We start from the raw sequence: 16036 nt of genomic DNA, 5'->3' as shown, positions 1-16036 counted from the left end.
CGACGACATGGTGAAGATCCGGTTGCGACGCATCGGCAAGAAGGGCGCCCCCACCTACCGGGTGGTCGTGGCTGACGCCCGTTCTCCGCGCGACGGTCGTTTCATCGAGAATATCGGTCGGTATGACCCCGGGCCCAACCCCTCGGAGATAGAAATCGATGGCCCCAAGGCACTCGATTGGATATCCAAGGGCGCCCAGCCCACCGAGTCGGTCACCCGACTGCTCGAAGTCGCCGGGGTCATCCCCAAGGCCAAGGCGTAGCCCCGCAGGTTCCCGCGGCGATCTATGGGCTCACGCGACACCCTCGAATACCTCGTCTCCTGGCTGGTCGAGCACCCCGACGACGTGCGGGTCGAGGAAGAAGATTCCGGGCGAACCGTCATCTACGACCTTTTCCTGCACCCGGACGACGTGGGCCGGGTGATCGGAAGGAGCGGGCGGGTGGCCCGGGCGATCCGCACCGTGGTGAAGGCGGCGGCCGCCAAGGAGAACCGCAACGCCCTCGTCGAAATCGTCGACTGACGGCGGCCTCGTCCTCGTCGGCGAGATCCTGAAGGCGCACGCCATCCGCGGTGAGGTGGTGGTTCGTCCCCTCACCGACAACCCGGACCGCTTCGCCCCGGGCGCCGAGGTGCTCGTGGGCCGGGAAGCCGAGGGAGCCGTCCCGATGTCCGTGGTCTCCAGCCGCCCCCACCAGATCGATCGCCTGCTCGTGGGCTTCGACGAGGTACCCGGCCGGACGGAGGCGGAATCCCTGCGGGGCCACCGCATCTTCGCCCCGCCCGAGGCCCTGCCCGTCCTGCCGGACGGCGAGTACTGGGAGTCCGAGCTCGCCGGACTCGAGGTGGTGGACGGGACGGGGGCGCACCTCGGCGTGCTGACCCAGGTGCTCGGCCGGGAGGCGCAGGATCTGTGGGAGGTGGAGTCGCCGGCCGGCCCGGTGCTCGTGCCGGCGGTGCCGGCGATCGTCCGGCAGGTTGATCTGGCCGGTGGCCGGGTGGTGCTTGACCCGCCCGAAGGGCTGTTCCCGGCCCGGGCCTGAGGTGGCGGCGCCGGTGCGGTTCGACGTCATCACCATCTTCCCTGAGGTCTTCGCGCCGTTCCTGAGCGCCAGCCTGCTCGGCAAGGCGGTCCAGGCCGGGATCGTGGAGGTCGGGGTGCACAACCTGCGGGACTGGGGCGTCGGCCCGCACCGCAAGGTGGACGACGAACCGTTCGGGGGCGGCGCCGGCATGGTCATGGCGGCCGGGCCCATCCTCGAGGCCGTGGCCGCCGTCCGCCGGGAGGGGGCCCGGGTGGTGCTGCTCGCCGCCGCCGGCCGCCGGTTCGACCAGCAGCTGGCCAGCGAGCTGGCCGGGGCACCGCAGGTGGTCCTGGTGTGCGGGCGGTACGAGGGCATCGACGACCGGGTCACCGGTCTCGCCGGCGCCGAGTCCGTGTCGGTGGCCGACGTGGTCCTGGCGGGCGGCGAGGTGCCGGCGCTCCTGGTGGTCGAAGCGGTGGCCCGCCTGGTGCCCGGGGTGCTCGGGAACCTGGAGTCGCTCACCGAGGAGTCCTTCACCGGCGGGCTGCTCGAGTACCCGCAGTACACCCGGCCGGCCGAGCTGGCAGGAGCACGGGTGCCCGAGGTCCTCCTGTCCGGCGACCACGGCCGGGTGGCGGATTGGCGGCGCCGGGAGCGCCTGCGGCGGACGCTGGCGCTGCGCCCCGAGCTGCTCGCGGGCGCCGATCTCACCGAGGCGGATCGGGCGCAGCTGGCGGCCTGGGAGGGCGAGTCGCCGGGGGAGTGACCCCAGCTGGCGCTCAGGCGGAGTTCAGTCGGGGCCCGATCGCCCTCTGCTATCATCGTGGTTCCGGTACCTGGATAGTGCGATAGTTCAAGGCCTCCCGATCCGGCGAGCACTCTCGCTGCGGCCCTGGACGGTGTGCCCCGCTTCGAAGGAGGAGCAATGGATAAGACCGACGCGCTCCTGCGCCCGGTGCTGCGTGAGGACCTCCCGGACTTTCGCCCGGGCGACACGGTCAAAGTTCACGTACGGGTCAGCGAAGGCGGCAAGGAGCGCATCCAGGTCTTCCAGGGCGTCGTCATCCGGCGGCAGGGCTCCTCGGTCCGGGAGACGTTCACCGCCCGCAAGATCTCGTTCAACAACGTCGGCGTCGAGCGGACCTTCCCCGTGCACTCGCCCATGATCGCCAAGCTGGAGATCGTCACGCACGGCGACGTACGGCGGGCCAAGCTCTACTACCTCCGCTCCCGGGTGGGCCGAGCGGCCAAGGTCAAAGAAAAGCGCATCTAAGGTCTCCCCGAACCGTCAATGCGCAGCCAGGAAGACCGCTACGACGTGGCCAGTAACCCGCCGCCCCGGAGAGGGCCGAAGCACGCCGCCCTCAAGAGCGGCGGTTTCATCAAGGAAATCCCCATCCTCATCCTGGTGGCCTTCGCCATCGCCCTGCTCATCAAGACCTTCGTCGTCCAGGCCTTCTTCATCCCGTCGGCGTCGATGCAGAACACGCTGCTCGTCAACGACCGGGTCCTGGTCTCGAAGTTCATCTACGACTTCCGCACCCCCCATCCGGGCGACATCGTCGTGTTCGTGGCCCCGGCGGCGGCCCTGGGCGATGTGCCCCCCGCCCCCACCGGGCTCTCTGGATTCCTGAACTCGATGAAGGAGGCCCTCGGTCTCCCATCCACCCAACGCGACTTCATCAAGCGGGTGGTGGCCGTCGGGGGGGACACGGTGCAGATCCGCAACGCCACGCTCTACGTGGACGGGGAGGCCAAGAAGGAGCCCTACCTGCATGACCACAATCCCTCCTCCATGCCGGACTTCGGCCCCATCACGGTGGAGAAGAACCATCTCTTCGTCATGGGGGACAACCGCGGCGACTCAGACGACTCGCGGTTCTTCAAAGCGATCCCCACATCGAGCGTCATCGGCGAGGCCTTCATGCGGATCTGGCCGCCGGGCCGGTTCCACTTCTTCTAGTCGCCGTTAGTTCCTGCTGACTTTTCCCGGTGCTGCCTCCGGGCTGGCCCGACCCGCATAATTGCGGGGCAATGACCCCGAAGCCGGCCTACAAGGCCACCTACCGGACCCGCACCTACGTGCGCAAGGGCGAGCTCGCCCGCACCCGGCCGGCGCCCGGCCTGCACCTTGAACGGTCGCTCGTCGCCGGCGGTGCCGAGCTGGTGGGCGGGATCGACGAGGTGGGCGTCGGCGCCTGGGCCGGCCCGGTGGCGGTGGGCGCCGTGGTGCTCGACCCCAGCGACCGGATCTACAAGCTCCGGGACTCGAAGCTCCTGGACCCCGAGCGGCGGGCGTGGCTGGCCGACCGGGTACGGGGCCGGTGCCTGGGGTGGGGGGTCGGCATGGCCTGGCCGGTGGAAATCGATGAGGTCGGGCTCTCCGAGGCCATCCGCCGGGCGGGGGCACGGGCCGTCGCCGCCCTGCCGGTCACCCCCGAGGTGTTCCTGGTGGACGGCAAGTGGAACTTCATCGGCGAGCGGGCCCGCATGGTGGTCCGGGGCGACTGCGAGTCGGTCTCGATCGCCGCCGCCTCCATCGTCGTGAAGGTGGCCCGGGACCGGCTGATGTCCGATCTGGCGGCGCTGTACCCGGCCTATGCCTTCGAGGCCAACAAGGGCTACCCGGCTCCCCGCCACCTGTGGGGCCTGGCGGCCTACGGGCCGTGCCCCATCCACCGCCGGCTGTACGCCCCGATCCGCAAGCTGGTCGAGGAAGGGGTGCCGGGACGGCTGCTGGCCATGGGCAGTGCCCCGGTCCCCGAGGCGCGGGAGCGGTAGGGTTGCACCCATGAGCGCAGAGGACCTGGAGAGCTACGAGACCGACCTGGAGTTGGCTCTCTACAAGGAATACCGGGATGTCCTGCCGATGTTCCGCTACGTCGTCGAGACCGCCCGGCGGTTCTACCTGTGCAACGGGTACACCGTCGAACAGCACGAGAACGGGGGAGACTCCTGGTTCGAGCTCAGCCTCTCCGACGCCTGGGTGTGGGATGTCTACCGGCCCACCCGCTTCGTCTCGCACGTGCAGGTGCGGACCTTCCGGGACGTCAACATCGAGGAGCTGAAACACCCCGACAAGACCGCCGAGGGGCTGGAGGACCTGACCTCGTAGGTCCGGCTCGTCCTCCGGCCGGTCGCCGGCCCGGTCGCTCAGCCCTGGAGGGACTGCACCAGGCTCTCCAGGAGCGCCCCCAGGTAGTCCAGGACCGCCAGCGGCCACTGCGCCGGGTCATTGGGGTTCGGGTAGGTCTCATAGGTCTCCTCCGTGACCCCCAGGCGGACGCCGATGGCGAGCCGGAGGTCGGTCAGGAGGACGAGCCAGGCCTCCTGCTGCTCGGGCGTCAGGGGCGTCTTGCGGTCGGCATCCAGGGAAGCCAGAGCCTGTCCGGCCGTCGCCCGCTTGTGGGCGTCGAGGTCGGAGGCCGACAGGTCCCGGAAGGCGATCTCGAGGGCGGGGTCATCCAGGCTGGCGGAAGGGAAGAGCCGTGCCAGCACCGGGTCGCCCAGCGACGGGGGGGCGTCGAGCAACTCGACGTACTCCCGGATGGTCGTGCGGAGGAGTTCGGCCTCCTCCTCGCCGATGGTAAGCCGGATGAGGCCGCGTCGCTTCTTGAACACGCTGCTCGGTGGCCTTGGTCGGGTACCGTTATCGGTCTTGCGACATGGTCGCCCACAGCCCGTGGGCGTGGAGCCGGTAGACGTCCATCTCGGCCCGCTCTCGGGGCCCGGAGGAAACGACCGCCCGGCCCCGGTGGTGGACGTCGAGCATGAGCTTGGTGGCCTTGTCGCGGGAGTAGCCGAAGAGCTTCTGGAAGACGAAGACCACGTAGGACATGAGGTTGATGGGGTCGTTCCAGACGATGACGATCCAGGGCAGGGCGGGCTCGACGACCTCGTCATTGCCGGGTCGGTTGATGATCTCTGGCTCGGCCGGCGCCGCGGATGTCATACCTACAGCCTATCGTTCTGTGGATGGGCAACCAGGCTGTGCAGAAGGTCGGGGAAGATGCCGCTGCGGCGCTGCTGCGAGCCGACGGCTGGCGTGTGCTGCACCGCAACTGGCGCCTGAAGATCGGGGAGTTGGACCTGGTGGCACTCAAGGATGGTGTTCTGGCCATCGTCGAGGTGAAGGCCCGGCGGGCGCCGAGCTTCGTGGACCCTGCACTGGGCGTGGACGGGCGCAAGCAGCGCCAGCTCCGGCGGGTGGCCGCCGCCTACCTGGCCATGGAGCGCCCCCGGTTCCTCGATTGCCGGTTCGACGTGATCTCGGTGGTCGTTGGCGAGGATGGGGTGCAGACGACGCACTGGCCGGGAGCCTTCTGATGACGCCGGGAGCCTTCTCATGACGATGGACGGGCCGGATGGACGGCCGACCGGGGAGGAGCCGGCAGTTGAGCCGGCGGCGGATGCGGCCGACGGGGCTGCTCTGGCGACGAACGGTGAGGAGCCCGGGGCGGCCGTTGGGCCGGTCCGGAGCCGTCCTCCGGGGCTCGCCGGCCGGACCCGGCACCGGGGCATCCTCTGGGCCGGGGTCACGGTCATCATCCTGTTCGTCGGGGCGTTGCTGTTCGCCATCCTCGGCTCCCGGGGCAACGCCGACGCCGTGCCGGGGGCCGATCCGGTTGCCTCTCTGGCGGTGATCCGGGCCGGGTACCTGGTGGGCACCACCGGGGGCCTGGCCGTGAGCCCCGATGGCCGGACGTGGTCCGTCGCCCACCTGCCGGCCGAGCTGGTCGCCGTGGCCGCCAACGACGGCTCGACCGCGTACGTCCTGGCGGGCGGACTGGTGCACACCACCACCGACCTGAAGACGTACACCGACGTCGCCTCCGGGGCGACCGGCACGGTGATCGCCGCCCACGAACGCGGGGTCGTCATCGTGGGTCAGGGCAACCGGGTCATGCGGGTGGGCGTGGACGGGATCGTCGAGGACCTGCTCCCCGGTCGCTCGGAGCCCTCCGGGCTGCGTGCCCTGGCGGCCTCGTCCACCGACGCCAACACCTTCCTGGCGGGCGGGCCGGTGTCGGGTCTCTGGGAGACCACCGACGGGGCGACCACCTGGCACCAGCTGCTGCGGACGCCGATCCAGGCGATCCTCATGGACGTCGCCAATCCCAAGCGGTTTTTCGTCGGAACGGACGGCGGGATCCTCGTCTCCACCGACGGCGGCCGCAGCTGGACGTTCACCAGCTTCCGGCTCAACACCGAAGGCCTGGCCCAGGACGGAGGCCGGATCTACGCCATCGCCAGTGACCGGGTCATCTACAGCTCCCCGGACGGGGTGACGGGCTGGGCCCCGGTGGTGTCGGGCTGAGCATCAGCCCCGGTGTCCGGCCGCAGCCACAGGCGTCCCCCGTCACCCCGTGCGTGTATCCCCGGTCACCAGGTATGCGGCGGGCGCTCCACGGCGGGCCTGTCTTCCCTCAGGACCTAGTTGGCGGCGTGGTACAGCCAGGGGATGTACTGCTCCGCCAACTAAGGCTGGCGCGGGATGGAAGTCGCTGTGCCCGTATGGGTGCACCACAAAACAGCGACAAACTTTTTTCACCATCTCAGCAATACTCTAGAGTTTTTGTCGGTACCCACGCATATTCTATGGCGCATGAAACAGCAGACGTCGACGTTCGCCCGGGTTTCTTCCGTCGCCCTGGTCGGGATGCAGGCCCGCCATGTGGACATCGAGATCCACCTGGAGCCAGGGCTGCCCGCGTTCCACATCGTTGGCCTGCCCAGCGTCGGGGTTCGAGAAGCGCAGCAGCGGGTGCGCGCGGCAGTCATCAACTCCGGTGCGGAATGGCCGACGCGGCGCATCACCGTCAACCTGGCGCCCGGTGATGTCCGGAAGGAAGGTCCGCTCCTGGATCTGCCGATCGCCCTGGGGGTCCTCCGTGCGATCGGGGCCGTCGTTCCGAAGCAGATGGACAGGCTCGTGTTCGCCGGAGAGCTCGCCCTCGACGGCCGGCTGCGCCCGATCCGGGGGGCGGTTGCCGCGGCCCTCACTGCCCGGGAGATGGGGCGGGGGCTCGTGGTGCCGGTGGAGAACGCCTGTGAGGCGGCCCTGGTGCCCGGTGTGCAGGTCAACGGGGTGGCCACGCTGCGGGACGCCATGGCCGTCGCCGCCGGGGAGCTGAACGCCCGGGTCACGCCGCCCCGCATCGATGAGCTGTTGGCGCACGCCGCCGAGGCGGGCCCCGACCTCAGTGACGTCCGGGGCCAGGCCCTCGGCCGGCGGGCGCTCGAGATCGCCGCCGCCGGGGGCCACAACCTGCTCATGGTGGGCCCGCCGGGATCGGGCAAGACGATGCTCGCCCGCCGCCTGCAGGGGATCCTCCCGCCCCTCTCCAGCGAGGAGGCCCTGGAGGTGACCCACCTGTGGTCCATCGGGGGGCTCCTGTCCGAGGGGGAGCCCATCGTGACCCGGCGCCCGTTCCGGTCCCCCCACCACCAGGCCTCGGCAGCCGCCGTCGTCGGTGGCGGCAGCCCCACACCAGGCGCGGGCGAGATCTCCATGGCCCACCGGGGCGTGCTGTTCCTGGACGAGATGCCGTTGTTCGCCCGGGGCGTCCTGGAGGCGCTGCGCCAGCCCCTGGAGGACGGGGAGGTCATCGTCGCCCGGCGGGGCGGCACGGCCCGGTTCCCCGCCCGGGTGTCCCTGGTCGCCGCGGCGAACCCGTGCCTGTGCCGGCGCCCGCAGAACGGGCCGGCGTCCTGCACGTGCCCGCCCGGGAGGCTGGAGACCTACCGGTCCCGCCTATCCGGCCCCCTGCTGGACCGCATCGACCTGCACGTCGAGGTGGCCGCCCTCAGCGACGGGGAGCTGCTGGACCTGGATCCCTCCGAGCCCTCGGCGGCGGTCCGGGCGCGTGTCCTCCCGGCCCGCCGGGCGCAACTGCTCCGCGCTGAGGGTCTCAACGGAGCGGTGGACGCCGGCGATATCGAGGACGCCTGCAGCCTGGACGCCGCCACGCAGCAGTTCCTGCAGCGGGCGCTCGCCGCCCAGCCGACCTCGGCCCGTGCGTTCCACCGCATCCTGCGGGTGGCCCGCACCATCGCCGACCTGGCGGGGGAGAGCGCAGTGGGGGAGGCCCATGTCGCCGAGGCGCTCCAGTTCCGGCGCACCGTGTGGGAGGTGTGACCCGGGTGGCTACCCGGTCCCCCCGGCCGCTGCCCGGACACCGGACGGTGGTGCGGGGGGATCCCCAGTACCCGGCGCTGCTCGCCGAGACCCCGGGGGCGCCCAGCCAGCTGTACCTGGCCGGCGAGCGGCTGGAGCCGGCCCCGTGTGTGGCAGTGGTGGGGACCCGGCGGGCCAGCAAGTACGGGGTGGAGGCGGCCACGTGGATCGGCCGCGAGCTCGCGGCCGCAGGTGTGGTGGTCGTCAGCGGGCTCGCCGCCGGGATCGACGCCGCCGCCCACCGGGGCGCCCTGGAGGGCGGGGGCGCCACCTTGGCGGTGCTCGGGTGCGGGCTGGACATCTGCTACCCGCGGGCCAACGCCGCGCTCTACGGCGAGATCATGCTGCGGGGCACCCTGGTGTCCGAGTACCCGCCCGGGACCGCTCCGGCCCCGTGGCAGTTCCCGGCCCGCAACCGGATCATCGCCGGGGTGTCGCTGGGCATCGTCATCGTCGAGGCCCGCCGCGACGGCGGGGCCATGATCACCGCCCGGCTGGGCCTGGAGTTCGGCCGGGAGGTGTTCGCTGTGCCTGGGCTGGTGCACGCCGACACCTCGGAGGGGCCGCACGCCCTGATCCGGGACGGGGCGCGCCTGGTGACCAGCGCCGCCGATGTACTCGAGGACCTGGGCTGCTCCCCCGGCCGGGGCGTCGGGGGGGCCGGGGTGCCCCCGGGAGGCCCGGTCCAGGAGGCGCTGGCCCTGCCGCCGGTCACTGCCGACGAGCGCCGGGTGCTGGAGGTGCTCGGCGGCCACCCGCTGCTGCTGGACCGGGTGGCCCACCTCGCCGGCCTGCCCACGTCGGCCACCGGCGCAGTGCTGTCCCGCCTGGAGCTGAGCGGGCTGGTGTCCCGCCACCCGGGCGGCCGGTTCGCCCTGCCGGTCGGGGTGGCCGGGGTCTCCCCGCGCAGGCGGTAGGGTGTGCGCCGTGGAATACCGGACGTTGGGGCACACGGGGGTGAGGCTCAGCAGCTACGGGCTGGGCGGCATGATGTTCGGGGACTGGGGCAACCCCGATGTCGATGAGTGCACCCGGATGATCGACCTCGCCCTCGAGTCCGGCATCAACTTCATCGACACCGCCGACATCTACTCCCACGGCCAGTCCGAGGAGATCATCGGCCGGGCGCTGCGGGGCCGCCGGGACGAGGTGGTCCTGGCCACGATGTACTCCTCGATGAGCAAGGGGCCCAATGAGCGGGGGAACTCCCGCCTGTGGATCATGCGCAGCGTCGAGTCCAGCCTGCGCCGCCTGAAGACCGACTACCTCGACCTCTACCAGCTCCACCGGCCGGACCCGGCCACCGACATCGAGGAGACCCTCACCGCCCTCGACGACCTGGTCCACCAGGGCAAGATCTGCTACGTCGGGTCCTCAACCTTCCCGGGATGGGAGCTGGTCGAGGCCTACTGGGTGAGCGACAAGCGGGGCCTCGCCCGGGTGACGTGCGAGCAGACCCCCTATTCGATCTTCGCCCGGGAGCCCGAGCGGGACGTCTTCCCGGTCACCCAGCGCTACGGGATGGGGGTCCTGGTGTGGAGCCCGCTCGACGGGGGCTGGCTGACCGGCAAGTACTCCCGGGGCCGCCCTATCCCCGAGGACTCCCGCATCGCCCGGGCCGCCACCTGGGGGCCGAAGGGCGCCGCCCGCTACCACCTGCAGCGGCCCGGGAACCAGAACAAGCTGGATCTGCTGGAGCAGCTCGCCACGGTGGCGGAGCAGGCGGGCCTGACGATGACCCACATGGCCGTGGCGTTCACGCTGGTCCACCCGGCGGTGACCGCCACCATCCTCGGCCCCCGCACGGTGGAGCAGCTGAAGGACCTCATCGGCGGGGCGATGATCCGCCTGGACGCCGACACGCTGGACGCCATCGACCGCATCGTGGCGCCGGGCAGCATCGTGGAGCGGGCGGACCGGGGTTGGAACCCCCCCTGGATGGCCCGCAAGACCCGCCGCCGGGAGCCGTTCCAGCAGCAGATCCTCGCATCCCGCACGCCCAGCCAGACCTAAGGCACCGGCGAAAAAGCGCTCCGTACGATTCAGCCGTTTATGCGCGCCCGCGTGCAGGCGCCGGCACTACGGAACGACGAACGTGTTCGACGCAGACGGCGGAGAGCTTGTGGTGCTGACCACCACGGTGACGCTCTCCCCGGGCGCTGTCCCCAGGGGGGCGTCGAATGTGATCTGGGAGTTGGTGACGTGCGCCCCGGAGATGGTGCTGCCATTCCAGGTCACCACCGTCGCCCCGGCGCTGGCGCCCGCCAGGTTGGTCCCCACGATCGTGACGCTGTAGCCGCTCGCCACAGTTGACGTCGGCACCTGCACGAGGTTCACCCCAGTGATGGACGGCGGTGGGGGCGGTGGGGCCTGGAAGGTGAACGACCTGGTGTTGCTCGAGCCAACCGGGGTGGTCACCGTGATGGGCTGGGTGTTGTAGATCCCGGCGGGCACCGTCGTCGAGATGCTGCCGTCCCCGTTCACGCTGAACGACGACGGCCCCAGGGTCACGGCGCCGATCCGCACGGCATTGGCGGCAGTGAACCCGGAACCGGAGATGGTGAGCGGGTCGCCGTCGTTGCCTGAGGAGCTGATGCCCGTGATGTTGGGGTTGTTGTAGCGGAAGACGTCCTCGCTGATGGTGTCGCTGCCGCCCGCATCGTTGGTGACCACGATGTCGACCGACGCCGACGCCGGCGAGGGGGCAACCGCGGTGATCTGGGTCCCGCCCGAGCCGACGCTGAAGCTGATGGCCTGGTTGTTGCCGAAGGACACGCCCGTGGCCCCGCTGAAGTTGCTGCCGGTGATCTTCACGGTGGTCCCGGCGTGGCCACTGGAGGGGCTGATGCTGGCGAGGTTCGGGTCGTAGTCGAACTCGTTGTTGCCCGACTGGGTCGTGCCCGTCCCGGCCGGTGTGGTGACGGACACGGTCTCCTCGGCCGTCCCGGAGAACGCCGGCGCTGACGCCGTGATCTGGCTGTCGCTGTTGACCTGGAAGCTGTTCGCCGGGTCGTTGCCGAACTTCACCGCGGTGGCGGCCGAGAACCCGGATCCGTGGATGGTGACCGACGTCCCCCCGTTCAGCGCCCCGTAGATGTCGCCGTCCTTGATCCCGGTGAGGCCCGAATTGCTGATCGAGGTGAGCTTCGGGCCGACGTAGGCAAAGTTGGCCCCGTTCGACGTCCCGCCCGGCCCGGTGACCGTCACCGGCTGCGTCCCGGATCCCGCCGGGGCGGTGGCGCTGATATGGCCCGCGTCGTTGATGGTGAAGAAGGCGACGGTGGACCCGAACTTGACCGACGTGGCGCCGGAGAAGTTGGCGCCGCTGATGGTCACGGGCGTGCTGGCCGGACCCCCGGTCGGCGAGATGCCGCTGATGCTCGGGGCGGGCGGCGGGGGCGGCGGCTTCGCGCTGGTGGGGCTCGGGGCGGGGGCCGGGCTGCCCCCCGCTCCGGTGGTCGGGTTCGGGATGACGATCACTTTGGTCGGTGTGGTGGTGGTGGTGCCGCCGGCCTTGGAGGGTGCCGTGGTGGACTTGGGGACGACCACGACGCCACCGCTCTTGGCGGTTTTGCCCACCTTGGTGCCCGGGCCCGGGAAGAACAGGGCGACGGGCGGCGGGGCGCTGGCGGTGGCGGTCGGGGTGGGGATCACCTCGGTATTGGGCGCCGGGGCGGCAGGCTGGTCCTGGGCCGGCACCGACGGCGTCGGCGTGGGCAGGGTGTTCACGGTGCTGGGCCGCTCAGCCGACACGTTGGTCTTTGTCGAGGCCGACATCACCCCGAGCCAGCCGGCTCCCGCCACCGCGATGGCGGTGATGGCGGCGGCCGCCGGGGCCGCCGAGTTGTGCAGCAGGTGCTCGGCCTTGCGGGCGAGGGCGCCGATGGGGGCGAGCCCCAGCAGGGCCCCGCCCATCGGGGCCTTGGCGCTCTCCAGCTCGATGAGGACCTCGACCAGCTCGGCGTCCAGCTGGGTGCCGGCCACCGCCCGGAGCTCGATGAAGGCCTCCTCGCGGGAGCGTCCCGGGCGGTAGGAGCGGTCGGAGATGAGGGCGTCGTAGGTGTCCACCACCGGCACCAGCCGGGAGATGATCGGGAGGGCGTCGCCGTCGATCCCGTCGGGGTAGCCGGCACCGTCCACCCGCTCGTGGTGGTGGCGCACGGCCTCGACCACGTCCGCCCCGATGTAGGGGGCCACCAGGGCCGCCCCGATGTTCGGGTGGTTGCGGACCAGCTCCGCCTCGTCGGGGTCCAGGGGGCCGGGCTTGTTCAGGATGGCCGAGGGGATCTCCAGCTTGCCGATGTCATGGAGCAGGCCGGCCAGCCGGGCGATCTCGCACTCCTCGGGCGACAGGCCGATCTTCTGGCCCACCTCGACCGACAGCCGGGAGACCCGCCCGGAGTGCGCCCGGGTGTAGATGTCCCGGCGGGCGAGCTCGCGGGAGAGGTCCAGCAGGGCGCGCACCGACTCCCGGGAGGGCTGGGCCGGGGCGTCGCGGAGCTGTGCGATCAGCTCCTTGACGTGCCGGTTGGCCATCCGGTGGCGCAGGTAGCGCAGCGGGAGGAAGTTGGCCGGCCCTGAACCGGGCATGCCGACCCGGCGCCAGCCGGCCTCGACCAGGGCAGCGGCTCCCAGCCCGGCGAAGATGGCCTCGGCCACCGTGAGTGCGGCGGCGGCCAGCGAGGCGGCCCGGGAGGCGTGGGGGACGTGCGGTGGCCCGAGTAGGATGGCGGCGGCGATCGCCGCCGCGGCCGGGATGATCAACCCGCCCAAGGTCGCGGCGAACGTCAGCCAGACCGGATGGGGCGGCGGCGGCTGGACCTCGGCGAGCGTCCTCGGTTGCCCGGCCGAATGATCGTACGGGTCGTCGTAGTTGTGCATATTCATAGAGTCTGCCGCGGGCCCCCAACCGTAGCGGAATTGCGCCAGTCTACCCCCCCGTCGGACCCCTCAGACGGAGGTGTGACCGGCTTGCAGCTATTTATCTATCCGGATGCGGTTAGAGTACTCTCATTGCTCCCATCTCGCCTCCATTGTCCTGGTTCGGGCCTAAAGGTCGGCAGGCAGCAGAAACGTTGGGACCCCCAGTCGCCCGGCTTATACTCGGAGGGAGTCCCGGTTTCGGGGCCTTCCGTCGGAGCGTGCACGGGAGCCTGGTCCCATGGCAAAGTCGGTTACACAGCGAGGTGCCGCCCCCTCGGACACCGATAGCGATGATTCCCGCAACGGCGACGGGCGGGGCCAGCAGGATGCCCTGGCGCTGCTGTGGGCCGAGTACAAGGTCACCGCCTCCCCGCTCGCCCGGGACAAGCTGATCCTGCAGTACTCCCCGCTCGTGAAGTACGTGGCGGGCCGGGTTTCCACCGGCCTCCCGGCCAACATCGAGCAGGCCGACTTGGTCTCCTACGGCATCTTCGGGCTCATCGACGCCATCGAAAAGTTCGAACCCGGCCGGGGCAACAAGTTCGAGACCTACGCCATCAGCCGGATCCGGGGCGCCATCATCGACGAGCTGCGGGCCATCGACTGGGTGCCCCGGTCGGTACGGTCCAAGGCCCGCGAGATCGAGAAGGCGATCGCCAAGCTGGAGAACGAGCTGGCCCGGGTGCCCACCGATCCGGAGATCGCCGCCCAGATGGGCATCACCGTCGGCGACCTGCGCGGCCTCTACCAGCAGATCTCCTTCGTCTCGCTGGTGGCCCTGGACGAGCTCATGACCGTCGGGGGCGAGAAGGGCGACAGCCTGCCGCTCATCGAGACCCTGCAGGACACCGGCACGGCCGACCCGGTGGCCGCCTTCGAGTCCGAGGAGATGAAGCGCATCCTTCTGGACGCCATCAACAAACTCCCCGACCGGGAGAAGATCGTCGTCACGCTCTACTACTACGAGGGCCTGACCCTGGCCGAGATCGGCCAGGTGCTGGGGGTCACCGAGTCCCGGATCTGCCAGATGCACACCAAGGCGGTCCTGCAGCTGCGCTCGAGAATGGCCGACAGCCGGCGAGACTGAGCTACACTCACCCCGCATCACCACCAGCAGTGCCAGCAGTCCAAATTCGCACGCTCACGAACTGCGAGGATCGGTGCCCCGGGCGCGAGCCGGGGGTCAACGTGGGCGGAGGGGCCGGGAATCCGGCCAGGAACCGAAAGGGGGCCTTGTGGCCGTCGTCACCATGAAGCAGTTGCTGGAGTCCGGAGTCCACTTCGGGCACCAGACCCGCCGGTGGAACCCGAAGATGCGCCGGTACATCTTCACCGAGCGCAGCGGGATCTACATCATCGACCTCCTCAAGACTCTCGAGGGGATCGAGGCCAGCTACTCCTTCGTCCGGGACCTCACTGCCCGGGGGGGCGTCGTGCTCTTCGTGGGCACCAAGAAGCAGATCGCCGACGCCATCGCCGACGAGGCCAAGCGGGTGGGTATGCCCTACGTGAACTACCGCTGGCTGGGCGGCATGCTCACCAACTTCCAGACCATGTACAAGCGGATCCGGCGCATGCGGGAGCTGGAGACCCAGGAGGCGCAGGGCATCTTCGAGGAGCTGCCGAAGAAGGAGGCCCTGCGGCTGCGCCACGAGCTGGAGAAGCTGCAGAAGAACCTCGACGGCATCCGTGAGCTCTCCCGGCGGCCCGATGCGATCTTCGTCATCGACACCCGCAAGGAGGAGATCGCGGTCAAGGAGGCCCGCAAGCTGGGCATCCCGATCATCGCTGTGGTCGACACCAACTGCGACCCCGACGTGGTCGATTTCGTGATCCCGGGCAACGACGACGCCATCCGGTCCGGCTCGCTGCTGGCCCGGGTGATCGCCGACGCCGCCGCCGCCGGTCTGGGCGCCCGCCCGCCGGAGGTCATCGCGGCGGCCGAGGCGGCCGCCGCGTCCGGTGTGACCTACACCGCCGGGGGCGAGGAGCCGCCCGCCGAGTGGGAGATCATGCTGGCCCAGGAAGAGGCGGAGAAGGCCCGCAAGGCCAAGGAGGATGCCCCGGCCGGGGCGGCGCCCGAGCCCGAGCGCGCCGAGGAGGAGCAACCCGCCGAGGGCCGGCCCCTGCTGGACGACGCCCCCATCCCCGGTGAGGACATCGAAGAGGAGCTGAAGGTGATCTACAAGGACGAGGAGGAGGGGAGGCGGCGGTGAGCCCGGAGCCCCCCGCCATCAAGGCGGCCGACGTGAAGGCCCTGCGCGACGGCACCGGCGCCGGGATGATGGACTGCAAGCGCGCCCTGACCGAGTCGGCGGGCGACCTGGCCCGGGCCAAGGAGCTGCTGCGCACCTGGGGCCTGGCCGACAACCAGAAGCGCAGCGGCCGGACCGCCTCCGAGGGTCTGGTCAGCGCCTACATCCATGAGGTGGGCGGCTTGCCACCCAAGGTGGGGGTCCTGATCGAGCTGGACTGCGAGACCGACTTCGTCGCCAAGACCCCCGAGTTCAGGGAGCTGGCCCGCAACCTGGCGATGCAGGTGGCCGCCTCGGAGCCCAAGTGGGTCCGCCGGGAGGACGTCCCGGTCGATTTCATCGAGGCGGAGCGTGCCATCGCCCGCAACTCGGACGCGGTCAAGAACAAGCCCGAGCAGGTGGTCGACAAGATCGTGGACGGGCGGGTGAAGGCGGTGCTCGAGGGCAAGGGCGGGGTGCTGCTCATGCAGCCCTACATCAAGGACTCCACCGGCAAACAGAAGGTGGAGGATCTGGTGGGCGAGGTCGCCGCCACCATGAAGGAGAACATCGTGGTGCGCCGGTTCTCCCGCTTCAAGGTAGGGGAGGCGGACGAGGCCGGACCCGATCCCGGCGCCGGAGGGGAGTAGCCGGCGTGCAGCCGGTCTTCCGGCGGG

At 70.6% G+C, this 16036-nt stretch carries 18 protein-coding genes and 1 pseudogene; 16 read left to right on the top strand and 3 right to left on the bottom strand.

Annotated elements, in window-relative coordinates; genetic code table 11:
• Positions 1–7 precede the first annotated feature (7 nt).
• The 8 genes and pseudogenes from rpsP to VFW71_05595 all read left to right on the top strand — a co-directional run bounded on the left by rpsP (position 8) and on the right by VFW71_05595 (position 4140).
• Positions 8–262, top strand: coding sequence for a 30S ribosomal protein S16 (rpsP, locus tag VFW71_05630; GenBank protein ID HEU5002244.1), 255 nt, complete (start codon positions 8–10; stop codon positions 260–262).
• A 24-nt stretch (positions 263–286) separates the two neighbouring features.
• Positions 287–523, top strand: coding sequence for a KH domain-containing protein (locus VFW71_05625; protein ID HEU5002243.1), 237 nt, complete (start codon positions 287–289; stop codon positions 521–523).
• A 22-nt stretch (positions 524–545) separates the two neighbouring features.
• A pseudogene (gene rimM / locus VFW71_05620) lies at positions 546–1043 on the top strand (ribosome maturation factor RimM).
• A 13-nt stretch (positions 1044–1056) separates the two neighbouring features.
• Entirely contained in the window at positions 1057–1791 is a 735-nt protein-coding gene (trmD, locus tag VFW71_05615; GenBank protein ID HEU5002242.1) for a tRNA (guanosine(37)-N1)-methyltransferase TrmD, read from the top strand.
• 159 nt (positions 1792–1950) lie between these two features.
• Positions 1951–2298 (top strand): 50S ribosomal protein L19, encoded by a 348-nt coding sequence (gene rplS / locus VFW71_05610; GenBank protein HEU5002241.1) that lies wholly within the window; start codon positions 1951–1953, stop codon positions 2296–2298.
• A gap of 18 nt (positions 2299–2316) precedes the next feature.
• A complete protein-coding gene (gene lepB, locus VFW71_05605; protein HEU5002240.1) occupies positions 2317–2988 on the top strand; it encodes a signal peptidase I in 672 nt (223 codons plus the stop codon).
• Positions 2989–3059: 71 nt separating this feature from the next.
• On the top strand, positions 3060–3806 hold the full coding sequence (locus VFW71_05600; protein HEU5002239.1) for a ribonuclease HII: 747 nt from the start codon (positions 3060–3062) through the stop codon (positions 3804–3806).
• Between the two features lie 10 nt (positions 3807–3816).
• A complete protein-coding gene (locus VFW71_05595) occupies positions 3817–4140 on the top strand; it encodes a DUF2469 domain-containing protein (protein HEU5002238.1) in 324 nt (107 codons plus the stop codon).
• A 38-nt stretch (positions 4141–4178) separates the two neighbouring features.
• On the opposite strand, the gene VFW71_05590 is transcribed toward VFW71_05595, so the two are convergent.
• Positions 4179–4646, bottom strand: a complete 468-nt coding sequence (locus VFW71_05590) for a DUF2017 family protein (GenBank protein ID HEU5002237.1) — start codon at positions 4644–4646, stop codon at positions 4179–4181.
• 28 nt (positions 4647–4674) lie between these two features.
• Positions 4675–4977 (bottom strand): ATP-dependent Clp protease adapter ClpS, encoded by a 303-nt coding sequence (gene clpS, locus VFW71_05585; GenBank protein HEU5002236.1) that lies wholly within the window; start codon positions 4975–4977, stop codon positions 4675–4677.
• Positions 4978–5000: 23 nt separating this feature from the next.
• Between clpS and VFW71_05580 the strand changes: the two genes are divergently transcribed.
• From VFW71_05580 to VFW71_05560, 5 genes are all read left to right on the top strand, one after another.
• Entirely contained in the window at positions 5001–5351 is a 351-nt protein-coding gene (locus VFW71_05580) for a YraN family protein (protein ID HEU5002235.1), read from the top strand.
• A gap of 25 nt (positions 5352–5376) precedes the next feature.
• Positions 5377–6342, top strand: coding sequence for a hypothetical protein (locus tag VFW71_05575; GenBank protein ID HEU5002234.1), 966 nt, complete (start codon positions 5377–5379; stop codon positions 6340–6342).
• 288 nt (positions 6343–6630) lie between these two features.
• A complete protein-coding gene (locus tag VFW71_05570) occupies positions 6631–8163 on the top strand; it encodes a YifB family Mg chelatase-like AAA ATPase (GenBank protein HEU5002233.1) in 1533 nt (510 codons plus the stop codon).
• Between the two features lie 5 nt (positions 8164–8168).
• Positions 8169–9119, top strand: coding sequence for a DNA-processing protein DprA (gene dprA / locus VFW71_05565; GenBank protein HEU5002232.1), 951 nt, complete (start codon positions 8169–8171; stop codon positions 9117–9119).
• Between the two features lie 10 nt (positions 9120–9129).
• Complete coding sequence (locus VFW71_05560; protein ID HEU5002231.1) at positions 9130–10215, top strand: aldo/keto reductase; 1086 nt, start codon at positions 9130–9132, stop codon at positions 10213–10215.
• 66 nt (positions 10216–10281) lie between these two features.
• On the opposite strand, the gene VFW71_05555 is transcribed toward VFW71_05560, so the two are convergent.
• On the bottom strand, positions 10282–13083 hold the full coding sequence (locus VFW71_05555; GenBank protein ID HEU5002230.1) for an HD domain-containing phosphohydrolase: 2802 nt from the start codon (positions 13081–13083) through the stop codon (positions 10282–10284).
• A gap of 280 nt (positions 13084–13363) precedes the next feature.
• On the opposite strand from VFW71_05555, the gene whiG reads away from it, so the two are divergent.
• The 3 genes from whiG to tsf all read left to right on the top strand — a co-directional run bounded on the left by whiG (position 13364) and on the right by tsf (position 16009).
• The gene (whiG, locus tag VFW71_05550; GenBank protein HEU5002229.1) at positions 13364–14212 is read left to right on the top strand and encodes an RNA polymerase sigma factor WhiG; all 849 of its coding nucleotides are present in this window, start codon (positions 13364–13366) and stop codon (positions 14210–14212) included.
• 148 nt (positions 14213–14360) lie between these two features.
• Complete coding sequence (gene rpsB / locus VFW71_05545; protein HEU5002228.1) at positions 14361–15341, top strand: 30S ribosomal protein S2; 981 nt, start codon at positions 14361–14363, stop codon at positions 15339–15341.
• A gap of 65 nt (positions 15342–15406) precedes the next feature.
• Positions 15407–16009 (top strand): elongation factor Ts, encoded by a 603-nt coding sequence (tsf, locus tag VFW71_05540; GenBank protein ID HEU5002227.1) that lies wholly within the window; start codon positions 15407–15409, stop codon positions 16007–16009.
• Positions 16010–16036 lie beyond the last annotated feature (27 nt).

The sequence above is a fragment of the Actinomycetota bacterium genome (assembly GCA_035765775.1).
In the GTDB taxonomy this organism is placed as follows: domain Bacteria; phylum Actinomycetota; class CADDZG01; order JAHWKV01; family JAOPZY01; genus DASTWV01.
Note: the sequence above shows the minus strand (reverse complement) of the source record. Positions and strands in the feature narration are given on the sequence as shown.

Excerpts from the sequence above, each read along its gene's own strand:
- rpsP (HEU5002244.1), top strand. The coding sequence starts at position 8 with ATGGTGAAGATCCGGTTGCGACGCATCGGCAAGAAGGGCGCCCCCACC.
- VFW71_05625 (HEU5002243.1), top strand. The coding sequence starts at position 287 with ATGGGCTCACGCGACACCCTCGAATACCTCGTCTCCTGGCTGGTCGAG.
- rplS (HEU5002241.1), top strand. The coding sequence starts at position 1,951 with ATGGATAAGACCGACGCGCTCCTGCGCCCGGTGCTGCGTGAGGACCTC.
- lepB (HEU5002240.1), top strand. The coding sequence starts at position 2,317 with ATGCGCAGCCAGGAAGACCGCTACGACGTGGCCAGTAACCCGCCGCCC.
- VFW71_05600 (HEU5002239.1), top strand. The coding sequence starts at position 3,060 with ATGACCCCGAAGCCGGCCTACAAGGCCACCTACCGGACCCGCACCTAC.
- VFW71_05595 (HEU5002238.1), top strand. The coding sequence starts at position 3,817 with ATGAGCGCAGAGGACCTGGAGAGCTACGAGACCGACCTGGAGTTGGCT.
- clpS (HEU5002236.1), bottom strand. The coding sequence starts at position 4,977 with ATGACATCCGCGGCGCCGGCCGAGCCAGAGATCATCAACCGACCCGGC.
- VFW71_05580 (HEU5002235.1), top strand. The coding sequence starts at position 5,001 with ATGGGCAACCAGGCTGTGCAGAAGGTCGGGGAAGATGCCGCTGCGGCG.
- VFW71_05575 (HEU5002234.1), top strand. The coding sequence starts at position 5,377 with ATGGACGGGCCGGATGGACGGCCGACCGGGGAGGAGCCGGCAGTTGAG.
- VFW71_05570 (HEU5002233.1), top strand. The coding sequence starts at position 6,631 with ATGAAACAGCAGACGTCGACGTTCGCCCGGGTTTCTTCCGTCGCCCTG.
- VFW71_05555 (HEU5002230.1), bottom strand. The coding sequence starts at position 13,083 with ATGCACAACTACGACGACCCGTACGATCATTCGGCCGGGCAACCGAGG.
- whiG (HEU5002229.1), top strand. The coding sequence starts at position 13,364 with ATGGCAAAGTCGGTTACACAGCGAGGTGCCGCCCCCTCGGACACCGAT.
- tsf (HEU5002227.1), top strand. The coding sequence starts at position 15,407 with ATGATGGACTGCAAGCGCGCCCTGACCGAGTCGGCGGGCGACCTGGCC.